This is a genomic window from Deinococcus malanensis, assembly GCF_014647655.1.
Taxonomy (GTDB): Bacteria; Deinococcota; Deinococci; order Deinococcales; family Deinococcaceae; genus Deinococcus; species Deinococcus malanensis.
This window is the reverse complement of the sequence record NZ_BMPP01000010.1, coordinates 1-18154: the sequence shown is the minus strand read 5'-3', so window position 1 is coordinate 18154 and position 18154 is coordinate 1. Positions and strand designations below refer to the sequence as shown.

Genomic DNA, 18154 nt, shown 5'->3' with positions numbered 1-18154 from the left:
CTTCCCAGGTCTACCGGCTGTCCATTGACCGCCCACAATCGCCCCTGGTATCCACCCTGAATAAGGCGCGTGCCAGGCACACCCGTTCAGCCTGAGCCAGCCGCATCAGCCTGTCCTAGCAACTTGCCATAACTGCTTTCTGGAACCCAGCAGTTGCCGGCAACGAAAGCAGGCTCACTTTGTTGACAAGTTTTATCAACGAACGTAGCTTGAGTCAGATTTCCAGGAGGATTCCATGCACCTTGCCCGCTTTCCACGGCGTCAGTACACGGCGCATCCCACGCCGATCGAGAAACTCGAGCGCCTCAGCGCCTTTCTCGGCGGCCCCGACATCTACGTCAAGCGCGACGACCTGACCGGCCTGACCGGGGGCGGCAACAAAACGCGCAAACTGGAATTTCTGGTGGCCGACGCCCTCGCGCGGGGCGCCGACACCCTCATCACCGTCGGGGCCGTTCAGTCCAACCACTGCCGCCTGACCCTGGCGGCCGCCGTGAAAGAAGGCCTTCAGTGCCGGCTGGTGCTTGAACAGCGCGTGCCGGGCAGCTACCACGAAGACGCCAGCGGCAACAACCTCCTGTTCCGGCTCCTGGGTGCCGAAAGCATCACGGTGGTGGAGGGCGGCGCCGATCTGGCGGGCGTGATGCAGGGCATCGCCGACGACCTGACCCGGGAAGGCCGTCAGGGCTATGTCATTCCCGGGGGCGGCTCCAACGCCCTCGGAGCGCTGGGGTATGTCGCCTGCGCTGAGGAACTTCTGGGGCAGGCCTACCAGATGGGTCTGGACCTCGATCATGTGGTCTGCGCCAGCGGCAGCGCAGGCACGCATGCTGGCCTGCTGGTCGGTCTGACCGGCAACACCGCCCACCTTCCGCTGACGGGGATCAACGTCCGCCGTGACCGCCAGACGCAGGAAGGCAACGTCCACGCCCTCGCGCAGCAGACCGCCGAGCTTGTGGGCGTGCCGGATATTCCCCGGGAGGCGGTGCGCGCCCTGGACGAGTGGGTGGGTCCTGGCTATTCCCTTCCGACCGCTGAAATGACCGAGGCGGTGCAGCTTCTCGCGCGCCTGGAAGGCATTCTGCTTGACCCCGTGTATACCGGCAAGGCGATGGCGGGACTTATTGGCCTGGTGCGGCGCGGCGAGTTCGAACCGGGGCAGAAGGTACTGTTCGTGCATACCGGGGGGTCGCCCGCGCTGTATGCCTACCAGGACGTGCTGTTCGCATGAGCAGGGCCGTCGGGGTGCTGGGCGGTATGGGACCGGAGGCCACGCTGGACTTCTTCGCCAAGGTCCTGCGCCGCGCCGGAGCCGGGAGCGATCAGGAGCATCTGCGGCTCCTGATCGACAACAATCCTGGCGTACCGGACCGGAATGCCGCTCTGTCCGGCCGGGGCGAGTCCCCTGGCCCGGTGCTGGCGCAGATGGCGCGCGGCCTGCAGGCGTCTGGAGCCGATTTCCTGGTGATGGTGTGCAATACCGCGCACGCCTTTGAGGACGACATCCTGAACGCCACCAGCCTTCCTTTTGTCAGCCTGATCGAGGAGACGCGGGACGCCGTGCTGCGCGAGCGTCCTGCACTGCGGCGGGTCGGTCTGCTTGCCACCAACGCCTGTCTCGACGCGGGCCTGTACCAGTCGGCATTCGCGCCGCACGACGTCAGAACCCTTACCCTGGAAGGCGCCTCGCTGGAGCGCTTCATGGAGCTCCTGTACCGGATCAAGGCGGGAAATACCGGTCCCGACGTGCGCGCCGAGATGCGCTCACTCGCGCTGGAACTGGTGGATGCGGGCGCCGAGGTACTGGTGGCGGGCTGCACCGAGGTGCCGCTGGTGCTCGGCGCGCAGGATGTGCCCGCCCCGCTCGTGAACTCGACCGATGTCCTCGTGGAGCGCACGCTCCAGTACGCCCGCGGCCTCGCGCCGCTTCCTGAAAGAAGTGTGGAAACACCCGCATGATCACCGAACGTTCTGACCTGCTGGCCGCCATCGACCGGATCAATGAGGTGGGCCTGCCCGCTGCGATTACCTTCAACACCCACATCACCGCTCTGGCCATCACGCGCAGTCTGGGACGGCAGGGGATCCCTGTACTCGGCCTGGACCGCGAAGGCGGCGGCCTGGGACAGCGCAGCCGGTACCTCAGCGCCCTGGCTCTGTGCCCGGACGTCGCGGACGGCGGGCGTGAGTTCACCGACTTTCTTCTAGACCTCGGGCCACGCTTCGCGCACAAGCCGGTCCTCTTCCCCACGAACGACGACTGGGTGTTCGCCACGGCGCATCACAGGGCCGAGCTGGAACGCTTCTACCATGTGCCGTTCAGTGGACAGGAGGTCATCGACACGGCCCTGAACAAGACCAGCCTGTACCGGGCCGCCGAGAAGCTGGGCATTCCCATCCCGCAAAGCTGGTATCTGGACGGCGTGCCCCTGGCAGACCTGGCCGCCGGCCCGCACGAACGGGTGCGGGAGGTCGCGGCGCAGGTGCCGTACCCGGTGATCCTGAAGCCCGATGAGTCCCGCGCCTTTTACGAGGCCTTCCGGGCCAAGGTCTTCGTGGTGCACACCCCGGATGAGTTCGCCTCACGTGTGCAGGAAGCGGCGCAGCGGGGCCTTCAGCTGGTCGCCCAGCGCATCGTGCAGACCCGGCCAGGCGGGTTTTACAGCGTCTGCAGCTACCTGGACGCGCAAAGCCGCCCGCGTGGTGTGTTCGTCGGGCGCAAGCTCGAACAGTACCCACCCGACTTCGGAACCTCCTGCCTGGCGGACGCCCGGTTCGTTCCCGAGATCGCCGAGCGGGGCGTGCGGGTGTTGCAGGCCCTGGGCTTTCACGGGATCAGCGAGATCGAGTTCGTGCAGGACCCCGACACGGGCGAGCACCTGCTGCTCGATGTGAACACCCGCAGCTGGAAGTGGATCGGGCTGCCCATCGCCAGTGGCGTCGATCTGCCGGCGCTGGCCTACCGCGACGCCACGGGTGAGGCGTTCGACGCCCCGCAGCAGCGCGATGGCGTGCGGTGGACCTTCCTGCGCGACTACGTGAAGCTGGTCCGTGAGCGGGCAGGCGTCATGCCGCAGGAGCACGTCACCAAGGACGAGTGGCTCAGCCTGATCCGGGGCGAGCGGCCTGCCGGAGGCACGCTGGTAGACGGGATCCTCGACCCGGACGATCCCGAACCCTTCTACGAGGTGCTCAAGGGTGAGCTGTTCGGGTTTCGCTACACCTGCGCCTGCTAGAACCTCTGGTTGCGGCCCGGCGTGGCCGCAGCCAGCCGCGCAACACCCCGGTTCTCCCGGTCCCTCCCACCCCCCGCCGCACTCAGCCAAAAAGAACTCGTCTTTTTGGCAGGCACTTGAAGGAGACGTCATGCGTTTTGGTTACTGGATGCCCATTTTCGGCGGCTGGCTCCGCAACGTGGAGCAGGAGGACATGACCACCGACTGGACATACGTGCGGGACGTGGCCGTGCAATCCGAGCAGCTGGGCTTTGACCTCAGCCTGATCGCGGAACTCAACCTCAACGACATCAAGGGACCTCAGGCGCCGAGCCTGGACGCCTGGACGCTGGCACCCGCCGTGGCCGCCGTGACGCAGAATCTGGAGCTGATGCTGGCGGTGCGCCCGAACTATCACGCTCCAGCCCTGACCGCCAAGGCGATCAGCACGCTCGAAACCATCGCGCCGGGCCGCATCAGCCTGAACGTGGTGAGCAGCTGGTGGGCCGACGAGGCGCGGCAGTACGGGATGCCATTCGATCAGCACGACGACCGCTACACGCGCACCGAGGAGTGGTTGAGCGTCGTGCGCCGACTGCTCACCGAGCCGGTCGTGGACCACGCTGGAGGGTTGTACCAGCTCTCAGGCACGCACCTGGAACCCAAACCGGCCCAGCTGTCCACCGTGTACATGGGCGGCGAGTCGCCCCGTGCCAAGCAGCTCATCTCGGAGAAGTCGGACGCCTACGTCATGCACGGTGACCCTCCGGAAATTATCGCCGCCAAGATTGCCGACATGCGCGCGCGGCGTGAAGCGGCGGGCGGCGTCCCCATGCAGTTCGGGATGGCTGCCTACGTCATCTGCCGTGACACTGAGGAGGAGGCGCAGGCAGAACTGGCACGCATCACCGACGTGAGGCAAAGCCCACAGGCGTATGCGTCGTATCAGGACTTTGTCCGTGGCAGCCAGCTCGAGAGTCAGGTGAGCCTCGAAGAGTACAGCGTCAGCAACCGGGGCCTGCGTCCCCGCCTGATCGGGACCCCGGAGCAGATCGTAGCGCGCATCCGCGAGTACGAAGCAGCGGGCGTGGACCTGCTGCTGCTCCAGTTCAGCCCTCAGCTCGAAGAGATGCAGCGCTTTGGGCAGGACGTGATCCCGCGCTTCCGGACTTGATGGCCCCGTAGCAATCAAGGTGGCGTGGTAAGCCGGGCTGTGGAGAGCTCACCCCGTCGCAGCGTTTCTCTGCGTGTATGACCTCGACTTTGAACCTTTAACTATGTGAAAGCTCTACAGAGTTCCTGAGGTTCCTTGATGTTCCCAGATGCCTTCGACCCCGTTTTTACTGGGCTTTCCCAGCCCAGGTGCTCTCCCTTCATCGTCTAACGACGCCCATGGTCTCCACCTCATATAAGGCACGCGGAAGGCACACCGGGCGATGGGCGTAAAGTAAAATCCACTTTTGGCTGGCCGTAAGATCCAGGACTGGAAAGAGCGGAAGCGGAGTCGAAGCGGTTCGGCGAAACTCATGCTGAAGCAGCACCAGGCGTGACCTACCACGCTTCCCTCAGCAATCTCGACAACGGGACCGGACGTTAGGCTCTTTCGCCTATGGCTTCCCTGAGCCATCCGTATTCTCCTAGGCCCATGTCCGTTCCGCTCTACCCACCGCTCAGCCTCCAGGTCATCACGCCTAGGTTGAAGCTTCACGGCGCCACGGACGACCTGCTCGCCCGGCTTTTTCCCGTCGTTCGTGCTGGCGTGGTTGAGCGGCAACCTTACCCGTTCGACGATCCCATGGCCCTGTACGAGGACAATCCGGTACGTGAACGAAAATGGCTACAGGCTATCTGGCGTGGCGCGGCAACGTTTGCCCGGATTCCTGGCGCCTGTACTTCGTGGTCATGCTGGGCGATCAGCCCGTGGGGATGCAGGATTTAATCGGCGTGAAGTTCGACACCCTCAAGACGGTGACCACTTTTTCCTGGCTGGCCCCAGGTATCCGACGCCAGGGCCTGGGCCGTGAGATGCGTGCGGCCATCCTTCACCTGGCCTTCGAAGGGTTCGGGGCCTTGGAAGCGGCCAGTGAGGCGTTCTTTGACAATGTGGCGTCCAACCGCGTGTCAGAAGTGATGGGTTACCAACCGAACGGCAATGACTGGGCCACACGACGCGGCGAGCCAGCCGTGTTGAATCGCTGGCGACTCAAGCGGGACGACTGGGCATTGAGTTCCCGGAACGACATTGGGTTGATCGGCGTGGAAGAGTGCAAACCCGTGTTGCACATACAGTAAGCCATGCCGTTCTTACCACCCTGAAAATCTGCTGCCAACCTGGTCAAAGCGGAGCCGGGGGAATCATGCTGGAGCAGCACATGATGCTCCGCGGCTCCCTCAGACCCTGGGGGTCAGACGAGTCCAGCTCAGTTCAGGCCACACAATCGCGCCCTGATCCTGCTGCTGAAAGGTGCTCAACCACGCATTGCTCCTGGCCCCCGCCTTGTGCCCCAGGCACTACCCTGTCCTCATGCCACTTTTCGACACCGTACGTGACCTGGCCCCTTATCTGCAGTCATGGCTGGAGTACCAGCGGGACCTGGCGCGGGTGCCGGGCGTACAGGTGGCGGTCCGGGTGAACGGTGAGCTGGCAGCCTCGTTTGCTCTGGGCGTGGCGAACGAGGCCACTGGGCAGCCGCTCACTCCACAGCACCTCTTCCGCATCGCCTCACACTCCAAGACCTTCACCGCGACCGCGATCTTCCAACTGGCCGAGACCGGGGCGCTGCGTCTGGACGACCTGGCGGGCCGCTGGCTGCCGGAACTGGCAGGATCGCCCGCGGCGGGGCTGACGGTGCGCGCACTGCTGGGGCACCAGTCCGGCATCAACCGCGATGGGGCCGACAGCGACTACTGGCAGCAGCTCTACGATTTCCCCGACCGCGACGCTCTGATCGCACGGTGCCGGGCGGACGCCGTGTTCCCACCGGATCAGTTCTTCAAGTACTCGAACATGGGCTACTCGCTGCTGGGCCTGATCATCGAGGCGGCCAGCAGCCAGACATACGAGGATTACGTCGCGGCACACATCACCGGGCCGCTCACGCTGACCAACCTGGGGCCGGAGCTGCCACAGGAACGCGAACCCGAGCTGGCGGCCGGGCACAGCGGGCGCCTGGCAGGAAACGATCCCCGGCGGGTTCTGCCGTCTTCGGACACGCGGGCGATGGCGGCGGCCACAGGGTTTTACGGCACGGCCGAAGATGTCACGGCTTATCTGTCCGCGCACGCACTGGGCCGTGCCGATCTGCTCACAGACGCGTCCAGGCGCCTGATGCAGCGCAAGGAATCCGAGATCCATCGACCGGTCAAGCGCTGGTACGGACTGGGCTTCATCATCGAGGAGATTGGGGACCGCCTGGTCGTCGGCCATTCGGGCGGCTTTCCTGGGCACATCACGCAGTCGTGGCTCGACCCAGAATCGGACCTGGCAGTGTCTGTCCTCACGAACTGCCTGGGCGGCCCCGCGACCGAATGGGCAATGAATCTCATCAAGCTGATCGATCTGGCCATGAACGCGCCGGAGAAGAAGACCACCGACGCGCCGGGCTCCAATCTGGACTCATACACCGGTCGCTTTGCCACCGACTGGGGCGTGTTCGACCTGGTCAATCTGGGAGGCCGCCTGGTATCCCTGGCCCCGCTGGGCAACCCTGCGCTGAGTGTCACGGAATTAACCGTGGTGGACGCCGACACATTGATTCCCAAACCGGAGGCTGGCTTCGGTTCGGTCGGTGAGCCGTTCCAGTTCCAGCGCACGGCGGCAGGCGACATCGAGTGGGTGCGCCAGGGCGGCGGGCAGGCCTGGCCCATTGCGGCGTACCGGCAGCGGGTGGGCCTCGACCCGCTGGCTTAAGCCGTCAGGTGAAGGGAGCGCTTCCTTAGCTCGTGATTTAAGCCGATAACTGTCCTGGTGGTCGGTTTCCCTTTGCCCGGCCCGCTCAAGAAACCCGTTTGGAGCTGGGAGGTGCTTCCCGTGCCCCCGGCACCTTTTCCTGGGGCCGCCCTGTCAATCGTCCGGTTTTGGCTTCGATACCGGGGAGCCGGCCACATGCAACAGCCGTGCACGTGGTGTACCTGTCGTCAATAGATCTTCGAATACTCCTCTTCCAGCAAGGTCTATCTGGAAATGACTTCTTGATACGGTTCGAAGGTATGCCAGTGACCGCCTGCATGGTCAAAAAAGTGCTGGGGTCAATGTGGTGGAACGTCAACCTTGGCCTGCAAAGTGTGAGTGTGGAATCGGAAAGCGACAATGTCTCATGAATCTGGGACTGTGAGCTGAGTTCGGCAAGACGTTGGGCGGACGTCAGACTATTTGACATGTCTGCCACGACTTTTCGATTCGACAACACCTATGCGCGGGACCTGCAGGGCTTCTACGCGCCCTGGAAGCCGGCTTCCGTTCCTTCACCGAGCCTGCTGTTCTTCAACCGGGAACTGGCCCTGGAACTGGGGCTGGATCCCGAAGTGCTGGGCGGACCCGAAGGCGCCGCCATCTTTGCCGGCAACCAAGTTCCTGAGGGGGCCGAACCGCTCGCCCAGGCCTATGCCGGGCACCAGTTCGGCGCATTCTCACCTCAGCTGGGCGACGGGCGCGCCTTGCTGTTAGGTGAGGTCATCGACCGGCTTGGACACCGCCGCGACATCGTACTCAAGGGCTCGGGCCGCACACCGTTCTCGAGGGGGGGCGACGGCAAGGCGGCCATTGGTCCCATGTTACGTGAGGTGCTGATCGGCGAAGCCATGCATGCGCTCGGAATCCCAACCACACGGGCACTGGCCGTGGCGGGCACGGGCGAGCCTGTCTACCGCCAGCAGCTTCTGCCGGGTGCCGTTCTCACCCGCGTGGCGGCGAGCCATCTGCGCGTAGGCACATTCGAGTTCTTCAGCGCACGCCGCGAAACGCAGCGGGTCCGCCAGCTCGCTGACTACGCCATTGCCCGGCATGACCCGGACCTCGCCGATACCACCGACCGGTATCTTGCCCTGCTCCGGCGTGTGGCGCAGCGGCAAGCGGCCCTCATTGCAGGGTGGATGAATGTCGGATTCATTCACGGCGTGATGAACACCGACAATGTGACGATTTCCGGCGAGACAATCGACTACGGACCGTGTGCCTTCATGGAATCGTACAACCCAGACGCGGTGTTCAGCTCCATTGACCATGGTGGGCGCTACGCCTACAGCAATCAGCCGCTGATTGCTCGCTGGAGCCTTGCACGGCTGGCCGAGACCCTGCTGCCGCTCATCGCCGGAGAGGAGGGTGGGGACGCCGTATCGAAAGCCGTCGGCCAGGCGACCGAGCTGATTGATGCCTTCCCCGGGTGGTATGCCGCCGCGCTGCTCAAAGGCCAGAGAGAGAAGCTGGGCCTGCAAGGTGGCGAGGGTGGCGACGATGAGCTGGACCGCGCGCTCGCGGCTGACTGGTTGACGCTGCTGCACGAACATGGGGTGGACTTCACCCTCGGGTGGCGCCGGCTTGCAGATGCGGCGGACGGAAACGAAATGCCGCTTCGCTCCCTGTTCCCCCAACCGCAGGCGCCCGATGCATGGCTCGCCCGCTGGCGATCACGCAGCGAGAGCGAAGGCGGGCGTGCTCCGGAATGGAGCGAACGGGCTGAGCGCATGCGCCGCGTCAACCCGGCGGTCATCCCACGCAACCATCGGGTTGAGGAAGCGTTGTCAGCGGCTTCCGAACAGGAAGATCTCGCCCCCTTCAGGCGCCTGCTGACGGCGCTTAGGCGGCCTTACGACGAGACCCCGGACCAGGCCGAATACACCGAACCTGCCGGTGCGGAGGTGACAGCCTGCTACCGCACGTTCTGCGGCACCTGACGATGCGGGCAGCTGTCCCGCAGCCCATCCGCAACACTTAAGCGCTGCAGGCCAGACAGGCGAGGGCCCCACACTTCCGGCGAAGGGAGGACGTGGGGCCTTGTTGGGCGGTAACTCCTGGAAAGCCGCGCCTGGTGATCAGGGTGGACTTCGCATAGATGGCTGTAAAGCCACAGGCGTCCTGATGAGCTTGACGCCCGATGGTTCTGGACCGGAGCAGGGCAAACCTTTGCCGTTATCAATAATGCCCCCGTAGTTGCCGCGTAGATGTCAACGGCCTCAGCCGTTGGCAGCTGGTGCGCCAGAAATAGCAAAAAGCCCGCCTTTCAGCGGACTTTCTTTTGGTGTGCCCGAAGGGATTCGAACCCCTGGCCTTCTGATCCGTAGGTGGAAGCTCTCCCCTGATTCCAGGGCTCCGACCACGATGAGCACGTCATTTTCCCCCATCCAACGAGGCACATGACCAGCCCAGACCACTCCTGACACGGATCCGCACAAGGCACGCGTAAGGCATGCCCATGTCTTCCCAGGCTTGAACCCTAGAGATCTCACCACCTAAGGCTCCTTCCCCTAACCTCAAGACAAACCTCTACCGGGATCCGAACAGGAGGATGTCACGCCTACAAATGACTTGGAATTTGTCCCTCATGTTTCTGGGGGTATCCGTGGCCACTGCAGGACTGAATTACTACCGGTAACGCACGACGAACTGGTGCACGCTGTCGTCAATGAGTCTTAGGACGAAACGATCGCATCCCTTCGCACTCTTACTGGTCTTCCAGACGTAGGTGTAAGTCGCACTCATAGCATCGTAAGTTAATCCCGCGGCGCTCTCAGCGGAAGCTTCCGCACCGCCTCCAGCGAGTGGTGCGTGACAAGGGACGCTGATGACCCTGGGATACCCCGCAGCAAGAATGTTGAGGCCCTGGTTGCCGCCGAGCCTGAATTTCACGGGAAGTGCAGCACCCGGCTGTCGGGTAGTCAGGCCAGGAAGGTTAGTCACAGGCGGGAGGAACCCGGTGAAGTTGAATCGGGTCGCGAGCGGCAGGGCTTGCCAGTCCGGGCGCCCCATATACAAAGGAACATGGACAGGATTACTCCCATCTGCATTGGTGACAAACCAGCCTGTAAACCAGCCTGGGTGATTTGAGCGTTCAACCTCTACAGAAACCAGGAGCTTATTCCCATCCGGAGACCAGACGGCATGTCCCGCACTCACTGGCATAGGAATTCGCTGCGGCTGGCTACCAGGAGTGACCTGTAATGTGTATATCCCCCCATGAGATATAAGGAGCTTCTGGCCATCAGGTGACCAGGAAAGTGAGGTACCGCCGAGGCCACCGTAAGCCATGGAAGCTACTTTTTCTGACTTCAATCCATCGGGGCTTGAGATGTAGATATCAGCAGGACCATCTGGTCCAGCACTCGGGTTGACTGAAACGTAAGCAATCCTCTGTGCATCACTGGACCAGACGGGGGACATGTACCTTGCTTCGGAATGGCTCGCAGCTGGAATGGCTAAGCGGGTTTTTGCCGTGCCGTCCGCGTTCATTACATAAAGACCGTTGATACCACCATTACCGATGGCGCTGTAGACAAGTTTCCGCCCGTCTGGTGACCAGGAAGCGTGAAACACTCCCCACCCTTCACCAGTCAGGTTGACTTGATCCGTCCCATCACTATTCATCGTGTAAAGTGCGCCGTTATAAGGACCAGGGCTGTCAGGACCAGGGCGGTTAGCGATAAACGCAATCTTTTTTCCGTCGGGTGACCACACCGGATTGAAGTTGTTTCCAACCCCCTGGGTTAGATTTTTCAGGTCAGATCCATCAGGGTTTACAGTGAAGATGTCAGTGCCGTACTCGTCATCACTGGGATCATTCAAGCCAACGCCATAAAAGGCGAGTTTGCCGTTTTTCCCTGAGAATGTCTGGGTTTGTAATCTTGCTGTCTGATCCATGGCGATGGGTATCTGAGCGACGGGCGAGGTACCCCGACCGCAGGCGGCCAAGATCAGACATAGGGTGGGCAGCCCAAAGAAAACAAGTGGGAACGTTCCACGCATGAAGTACCTCCAGTCCAGCGGGCTGATCAATGCAGGCAGCTGCGGTAGGCTTGCGATTACGGTGCGCAGCTCACGTCGCCGACCCGTCTTTTGAGTGCTTCAGTTGTACTTGATGAGAGAAGATAAAGCTAGATTTAAGCTGTTGAAATTCAGTTGTGCAGTACGTGAAGAATGCCCGACCCTGACAAAAGATCAGATCATGCGCCTGTCCCTGATGGTGGGGACCATCTACGCCCTGCTCGTCCTGTATAGCGACTACGCGACTAGCACCTGGTTCGCCCGACCAAATGGTCGGCCGCCCTTCGATGGTTGTGTGCCACTCGAGCACCTCCTGAGCGGTGGACTTCGTGAGCTGTCCGGAATCCGTCGTCTGCTCGCCACGGACCGAAGCAGACAGTTCAGTGCAACTCTGGAGGCCCGTCACCACCCGGGCCTCCTCCCGCAACCGCCCATCGATCTAGACGGCCCGAACTAACACACGCGCCTCAGCGGCCGCCACACAGGGCGAGAATCTCGGACTCCCATTGGAGAACAACTCGACCCAGACCCGGCTCATGCAGACACGCGGGTGGGCAGGTAGGGGCACGCGTTGATGATTGTCCCGGAGCGCTATTGGAACCGCACGCGCTGATCAGTACGTCCTTGAAGGCCTTCCGCAAGGTGAACGACCCGGAGGAGATGCGCGGCTGGCCGGGCTGTGCAGGGCGCCGACCTGTTGACCACGGGGACTTGAGCCCTAAGTAAGCGACCCCAGCTTTATCGATACGTCCTTACAGGGGTCCAAGGTTCGAGGGAAGGAATGCCTCCTCAATATCGGGCAGTGCCGTCAAGCTGGCCATCAGTGAATTAGGATCGACATCATCCTCGGTGGAACGCCACCTTCCTGCCCAGCTGGTCATCGCCTCGCTGGGCGGCCGCAGCTTGACCTTCAGTGGTCAGCTTGTCAGGCTGAAAGTAGGGTCGCCCGGAAGGTCGAGCTGCTTTCGTACCTGCTGAATGTCGGTGATGCGTCGCTGGAGCAGGTTCAGACGCATGTCTCCGAAGTGTGTGCTGTCATTCAACCAGATTGCTGACATTTGATGTCGATGGGGTCGCGTACCCACACCTGCACAATGAACCCCTAACTTTGCGGCCTGTACAGGGGAGCCGTCTTTTCAAGTGAGCTGCTCCAGGATGGTCGGGTCCTGAATCTTGCGGTCTTCGGCGAGCAGCAGGACTTTACTCACCACCTCAGCCGTCCGTGGATCGGGATCGGCGAACGGCAGGAACACGCGGCCCGCGTGGGCGTTGTGGACGGGCACGATGCACAGGAAACCGCCCGGCTGCCGGTGGACCGTGCCGGACCCGAGATGAACCGTGTAGCTCGCGTGATGACCCTGGATCAGGGCGTGGCCATGCTCCAGACGAACATTCGAAAGCTTCAGAAGGCGCAAGGTCTCGCGCAGGAGACAGGCGCGCATCTCCAGGGTGCTCTGACTCGCCTCCGGATCCATACCACCGACGTGCGCCACGCTGACCACCAGGTCCAGGTCGCGCAGAGTCTCACTGAACAGGCGGGGAGGCACGTCAGCCAGGGGCATGGGCTGCGTCTCGTCCCGCCGTACGAAGTACACCGCGTGCAAGGGCGTACCTTCGACTTCGTTCGGGGTGTAGTACCCGAGGGAGCTGTCGACCCAGACGTTGAGTCCTTCGGCGTGATAGGTCTTGCGCACGCCCTCTTCCGGAACAGTCACCCATCCACGTGATTTCAGCAGCGCCGCAGCCTGGGTGGGTTGAACGTGGTGACCGTCGTAGCGTGTGCTCCGGAAGGCGTCCTTCTCCGCCGCGGTGAGCGGGTAGTACTCACGGAACACCTGTTTGAAAGGCTGCGTCACGCCCAGGGTCATGACCTGGGCCTGAAAGGCCGGCCAGTGGCCGTCCAGGAAGAGGTCGTGCGGGTGAGCGAGGCGCAAGGCCTGATCGGCGACTCCAAACTCCCCGTCCAGGGTCTGCAGGATGTCCTCCCGCCACCAGCCGAGGGCCTGCTCGTTGAGCACCCACACCAGGGCGTGAAGCATCGGCGCGATGACAGGATGCCGGGCCAGGTCACGCAGTTCCTGCGGCTGGAAGTGGTCGCCGCGGACCATAGCCTCCTCCAGCGCAGCGCGCATCCGCCCCTGGGTGGCAGACAGCTCACTCACGACCTCCTTAAGCTGCACCACCTGGGGATGCTTCTTCACAGCAGGAGGAAGGTTCTTCAGGACTTTCTCGCCTCGCTGCACCCGGAGGCTCGTCTGCCCGCTCGGGGTGAGGTCGATGCCGACCGTGACCCCGTCGACTTCCACTTCCTGCCGCCAGTCCGGGGCCAGGCGTGCCTCCATCGCCCAGGTCAGGCGCTGAGGGTCGGCGTACCCGGCGGTGCGGGCGAGGTTCTGCATCCCGATGTCTGCGGCGAGGCGTTCGCTGGCCTGCCGCTGGGCACCGAACTGCCGGGCCCCTTTCCGGAAGTCCGAGAGAAGACGGTAGCGGTCCTCGAGTTCCCGGGCGCCCGCGGCCTTGCTCCGGCTCAGGGGCAGCAGGCCCAGGGCCCGCACCGCGTCCTGGTTGCGCTTCTCAGTCACGCGCGCCCGCACGTCCTGCTCCTGAAGCTTCCCGAGCAGCGCCTGCGCGAACAGTTCGGCGCGCTTGTGCCCGCCACTGCTTGAGGCGTACTTCGCGGCGCCCAGCAGTTGGCCGAAGTGCTCCGATCCGAGGGCCCGGTACATCCGGCGGAACCAGGCGACATCAACCGCACCTTCCGTGAGCGCCTGGGCACCCAGAGGGGTCCGCTCGCTGATCTCCGCCTCCCAGGCCGTGCGCACCTCCTCCGGCACGCTCCAGCTGTTGTCCTTGGTGTGAGCGTGCAGCCAGTACACACCGTCCTGCAGGCCCTTCCAGCCCAGGGTGTCTGCCACGAGCGGCGCCCACTGGGGGGCGAACATCGCCAGGTCCAGCAGCCGGGCCGCTTTCAGGCCGAGGGTCTTCACTTCCCGGGCAAAAGTGGTGGGGGTGTCTTCCGGCGAGGGAAAAGCGACGCGGATCAGGTGGCTGTAGGCCGCGTCCCGACTTTCGCTGTGCCCGATATACCCTCGCCGCAAGGGGTTTTTGCCCATGCCGGCGAGAAGGCGCAACACCCGGTCCGCCCCCTGAATGCTTTGCAGGCTGAGGGCCGCCTTCGTGGCTGGTGTTTCCAGGTCACCACGCGAGAGTTCCACGTCCACCACCCGCGCCCGGACTTCATCGACCGCCGCGAGCCAGCCTGGGCTGGTGGGCAGGTCTTCGCGGAGCGTCCGGGACGTGTAGGTTCGCAGGTCACTGAAGCCACCATGGTAGTAGCCGGCGTCATCCGGCCGGGGGCCGATCAGCGTGTCGAGCAGGTCATGCCGGGTCGCCCAGCCGTGCCGTTCCGCCTCGATCAGCAGGTCGACGTCCGGTCGGGAGCGGGGCAACCGGGGAAAGGCGCGGTCCGCGTACACGCTCAGGGTCCAGACGCGCTGACGGTGCTCGGACGTCCACCGATCTGCGGGCGTGAGGGGCTGCAGGTGGCTGAGCAGATCCCGCGGGTCCACCTTGCCCCAGGAATAGCGCGAGGGGAACACCAGTTCCACATCCCGGGGAAGGTAACTCAGGGCGGTCTCCCAGGCGTCCAGGGCCAGGTCCGTGTCGATTGGTCCGGCCTCTTTTGCCAGGAGGGGGATGACCTCCCGGACGAGGGGCGCGTACTCCAGCCATAACGGCACCAGGGGGCCGAACATCCGGTGAAGGGTCTGCTGGCGCAGCGTCTGCTGGGCCGCCGACGTCTCCTCCTGACCGTCCGCGTGCTCGGGTTCTTCATCCACCTCTTCCGTAATGACCGTGCGCCGGGCGACGTAATGGTGAAGCGCCCAGGCCAACCGGGTGAGGTCGCCGGGCTCCCGGCCGGGTCGGCCAGCCCACCAGTCCCGCCACAGATCGGTGAGGGGCGTCTCCTCCCGGCGCAGCATCCGCGGGGAGATATTCCCCAGCAGCACGGTGGTCTGCCCATCCCACCCGGCACCAGTGACAGGTGTTTCCCGGTGCGCGTGGATCAGGTCATCGAGCGCCTTGAGGTGTTCGGCGCCACGCCGCACGTCCCGTGCGTAGTCGTGTTCGCGGGGCTGCAGGGTGGGGATGGCCGCCACCGCATCGGGGTCGAAGAGACCCAGCCCGTTGTCGAGGGTCAGCGCTGTTTCCGGCTGGGTCAGCCGGGCATACAGGATCTCCTCGGTCGTGTTGCCGGGCTGGAAATGTTCCGGCACGGCCCCTCCTGTTTCGAGCAGCAGCTGAAGCCCGGCCTGCCGCTGCTCGGTATTGCGGGTAGCGAGGAGGTGCGCGGCGTTCACGCTGGCGCCCTGAGCGTCGCGGGCCAGCAACCGGATCAGGCCGCGCCGCAAGTCGGCGCTCCGGCGTTTCAGAAGGACGAGCACGACCTCCGTCTCCTCCGGCGCGAGGGTGAGGTCCGCGGCGACCTTCACCGCTTCTTCGGCCACGCTCGGATTCCGGTCTTGCAGCAGGGTCATCAGCAGATCGCGGGTCGGCGCGTCGAGTGCGTGCTGCGCCTGGCGTGCTTTCAGCAGCTGCAGGGCGGAGGTCTTGCCTCCGCTGCTCATCCCGGAGAGGTGCGGGGCAAAGGCGGTGAAGGGCCGGTCGCCCAGCAAGGCGGGCAGGGTATCCAGAATGTCTGCGCGGGCGGGCACCTGTCCCAGCCACGGAAACAGCAGCGAGTCATGGGTCGCGTTCACCCCAAGGCGGGCAGCGTACCCGACCAGCGCCTCGAACGTCAGCCCGCCGGTGTCCGGCTGGGCGTGCCAGCGGTTCACGCGCGTGGCAGCCAGCGCCCCGAGGCGGACGTCGGGATCGGCAAGCAGCCGGGGAAGGTCGTCCGGTTCCAGTTGCTGCGTGGCATTCAGGACCTGGGCGGCAGCCATACGCCGGGCAGGGTCACGGTCGCTCAGCAGGGTCCGGGCGAGCCTGGCCGCTTCGACCGCGTCGTGCATGGCGAGAGTGAAGAGGGCGAGGTAAGTGTCATGCCCGGATCCGTTCTGAACGGCCGAGCGGGCACCCGACGGGTCTTCCAGGTACCCCAGCGCCTGCCCGAGGAGCCCGCGGACGAGCTTCACGTCCGTCACGTCGTACGCGAGGCCGAACCAGACGTCCACCGCCCGCAGGCAGGCGGCGAAGCGCAGCAGGTCCTCCCGCAGGATCAGGTGCAGGAAGCGGAGGAAGGCTTGCGGATGGGCTTCGTCCACCGTTTCGAATATGACCTGCCGGAGGCCTTCCTGGCGCTGTGCGGCGAGCAGCAGTCCCTCGGCCAGGGTCCAGGCCTCAGGGCGTGCGCTGGCCAGCAGGGCCTGGGGCACATGCCGGCCCATGCGGGCCACGGGATGCTGGGTGCCGGCCGTGTCGCGCAGGATGCTGAAGACCGTGTCGTCGTGATCGTCGAGGGCCTGGGCGAACAGCAGTCCCAGGCCCTGGGCCCTCCAGGATGGGAGAAGGCCTGCATGCACCGTGAACCAGGCAAGATCCTGCGGGTAGTCACGCGTGACCTGCCAGGTGGTCCACAGCCAGTTCGCTGCCCGCTCCGCGTGCAGACGGTGCCCGGGAGCGCGGAACGCGCGGCGGTCATACCCCTGGGCGTACGGATGGCGGTGGAGCAGGGCCTCCAGTGTTCTCTGGGCTGTTCCGGAAAACTGGGGGAAGAACAGGTCCGTGAGGGCCTGACGGAGGACGCTGTCACTGCTGTGGAGCAGTACAGCGAGCGCATCGAGGTCCTGTGCGCGTTGCTGGTGGTCTCGGTTGTCCTGCACCAGACGGCGGGTGAGGGCGGCCAGATCCGGGGGGAGCAGTTCGGTCCGTTCCAGGAAGGCTTTCTTCCAGGGTTGCCGGGCCTGCGTGAGGGCCGCTTCTGTATCCATGGTCATCCTCCTGCCAGTGCGGTCAGGCGTAGCAGCAGAAGCGTGCTGTCGGGCTGCAGGGTGAGTGGCTCGTCAAGCGACATGACCTGCTCATCATCGATGAACACGTAGTACAGGCCGTCACCGAAGGCGCACAGGGCGGTATTGACGGCTTGATCCAGTTCGACCGGGCCGGCGCGCTCCTGGGGCGCGATGGCGATGCGGCCCTGCGCCGCTCCCTGGGTGAGTTCCGGGTCGGTCAGGACCCGCAGCAGGCCGACCTCTGCCTGACGGTCACGGTACCGCTCCACTTCGATCCCGACGAGGTGGGTCAGCAGGCTCCGTAAGGTGTGCGGGCCATCAGGAAGTTCGATAGTCCGGTGTTCAAAGGGCGTGCGGCGGCCAACCAGTTTCGTCTCAACCAGCATAGGCGAACCTCCAGGAAGCAGGGACGGTGAGAGGAGTCACAGTCTGATTCTAGGGGCTCGGGATAATTATGTAAATACCAGAATACGCAGTCATCGTTTCGTCAAATTGTACTCTGCCCTACGGCTCTTTTACTGTTCAAGGCCTCCCAGGCGACAGAGGTGGCTGCTCTCCATTCAGACAACTTGATCAGGCCCCACTTGAGGGTTCCAGACGGTCACGCAGCTCTTTCCGAGTTCATCATGGGTCGTACCTCTGACTTATTGATCTGTACGTGGACGTACACAGGTGAATCCCGCTCAACCCCTACACCAGTGACCTTAAGGTTATCTGCGCCTTTATTTCCTTCACCCATCATGGTGCTCCTCGAGAGAAAGAGCCTTCGCAGGACCCTTTTTCGTCTTATGACAATCATGAAGGCAAACTGAAGGGCTGGAGCGGTGCATCTCCGACCGTTTTGTCTTTTTTTTGAGCGCTGCTTTCTACCTTGGGTCAAACCACAGTGACATCGCCTTACGGTACCCAGGGGGAACACCATGAAGACCAAGAAACTTCACGCCATCACGCTTTCTGCCACCATGCTCCTCGCCGCCTGCGGACAGCAGGCCAACAGCCCCCAGGCCCAG

At 63.8% G+C, this 18154-nt stretch carries 11 protein-coding genes; 8 read left to right on the top strand and 3 right to left on the bottom strand.

The genetic code is table 11. From position 1 onward, the window contains the following. The first annotated feature begins 235 nt into the window (after positions 1–235). From cuyA to IEY49_RS12310, 7 genes are all read left to right on the top strand, one after another. Positions 236–1231: a D-cysteate sulfo-lyase gene (cuyA, locus tag IEY49_RS12340; RefSeq protein WP_189009024.1), complete on the top strand. Its 996-nt coding sequence runs from the start codon at positions 236–238 to the stop codon at positions 1229–1231. Beyond that, complete coding sequence (gene cuyB, locus IEY49_RS12335; protein ID WP_189009021.1) at positions 1228–1959, top strand: cysteate racemase; 732 nt, start codon at positions 1228–1230, stop codon at positions 1957–1959. Before cuyA ends, cuyB begins: the two co-directional genes overlap by 4 nt. Next, complete coding sequence (locus IEY49_RS12330; protein ID WP_189009018.1) at positions 1956–3236, top strand: carboxylate--amine ligase; 1281 nt, start codon at positions 1956–1958, stop codon at positions 3234–3236. Before cuyB ends, IEY49_RS12330 begins: the two co-directional genes overlap by 4 nt. A 130-nt stretch (positions 3237–3366) precedes the next feature. Beyond that, positions 3367–4389: an LLM class flavin-dependent oxidoreductase gene (locus IEY49_RS12325; protein WP_189009015.1), complete on the top strand. Its 1023-nt coding sequence runs from the start codon at positions 3367–3369 to the stop codon at positions 4387–4389. 659 nt (positions 4390–5048) lie between these two features. After that, positions 5049–5507, top strand: a complete 459-nt coding sequence (locus IEY49_RS12320) for a GNAT family N-acetyltransferase (protein WP_229780775.1) — start codon at positions 5049–5051, stop codon at positions 5505–5507. A 232-nt stretch (positions 5508–5739) separates the two neighbouring features. Further along, positions 5740–7125 (top strand): serine hydrolase domain-containing protein, encoded by a 1386-nt coding sequence (locus tag IEY49_RS12315; protein ID WP_189009012.1) that lies wholly within the window; start codon positions 5740–5742, stop codon positions 7123–7125. 467 nt (positions 7126–7592) lie between these two features. Next, positions 7593–9107, top strand: coding sequence for a protein adenylyltransferase SelO (locus tag IEY49_RS12310; RefSeq protein ID WP_189009009.1), 1515 nt, complete (start codon positions 7593–7595; stop codon positions 9105–9107). Between the two features lie 688 nt (positions 9108–9795). Here IEY49_RS12310 and IEY49_RS12305 read toward each other — a convergent pair. Continuing rightward, the gene (locus IEY49_RS12305; protein ID WP_189009007.1) at positions 9796–11067 is read right to left on the bottom strand and encodes a PxKF domain-containing protein; all 1272 of its coding nucleotides are present in this window, start codon (positions 11065–11067) and stop codon (positions 9796–9798) included. 304 nt (positions 11068–11371) lie between these two features. Here IEY49_RS12305 and IEY49_RS12300 point away from each other — a divergent pair, with 304 nt between their 5' ends. After that, complete coding sequence (locus IEY49_RS12300; protein ID WP_189009004.1) at positions 11372–11647, top strand: hypothetical protein; 276 nt, start codon at positions 11372–11374, stop codon at positions 11645–11647. A 679-nt stretch (positions 11648–12326) separates the two neighbouring features. Here the strand turns inward: IEY49_RS12300 and IEY49_RS12295 are convergent. Beyond that, entirely contained in the window at positions 12327–17123 is a 4797-nt protein-coding gene (locus tag IEY49_RS12295; RefSeq protein WP_189009001.1) for a DUF4132 domain-containing protein, read from the bottom strand. Between the two features lie 2 nt (positions 17124–17125). Further along, positions 17126–17530 carry a hypothetical protein gene (locus IEY49_RS21455; protein WP_229780774.1) on the bottom strand — a complete coding sequence of 135 codons (405 nt, stop codon included), beginning with the start codon at positions 17528–17530 and terminating at the stop codon, positions 17126–17128. Between the last annotated feature and the right edge of the window lie 624 nt (positions 17531–18154).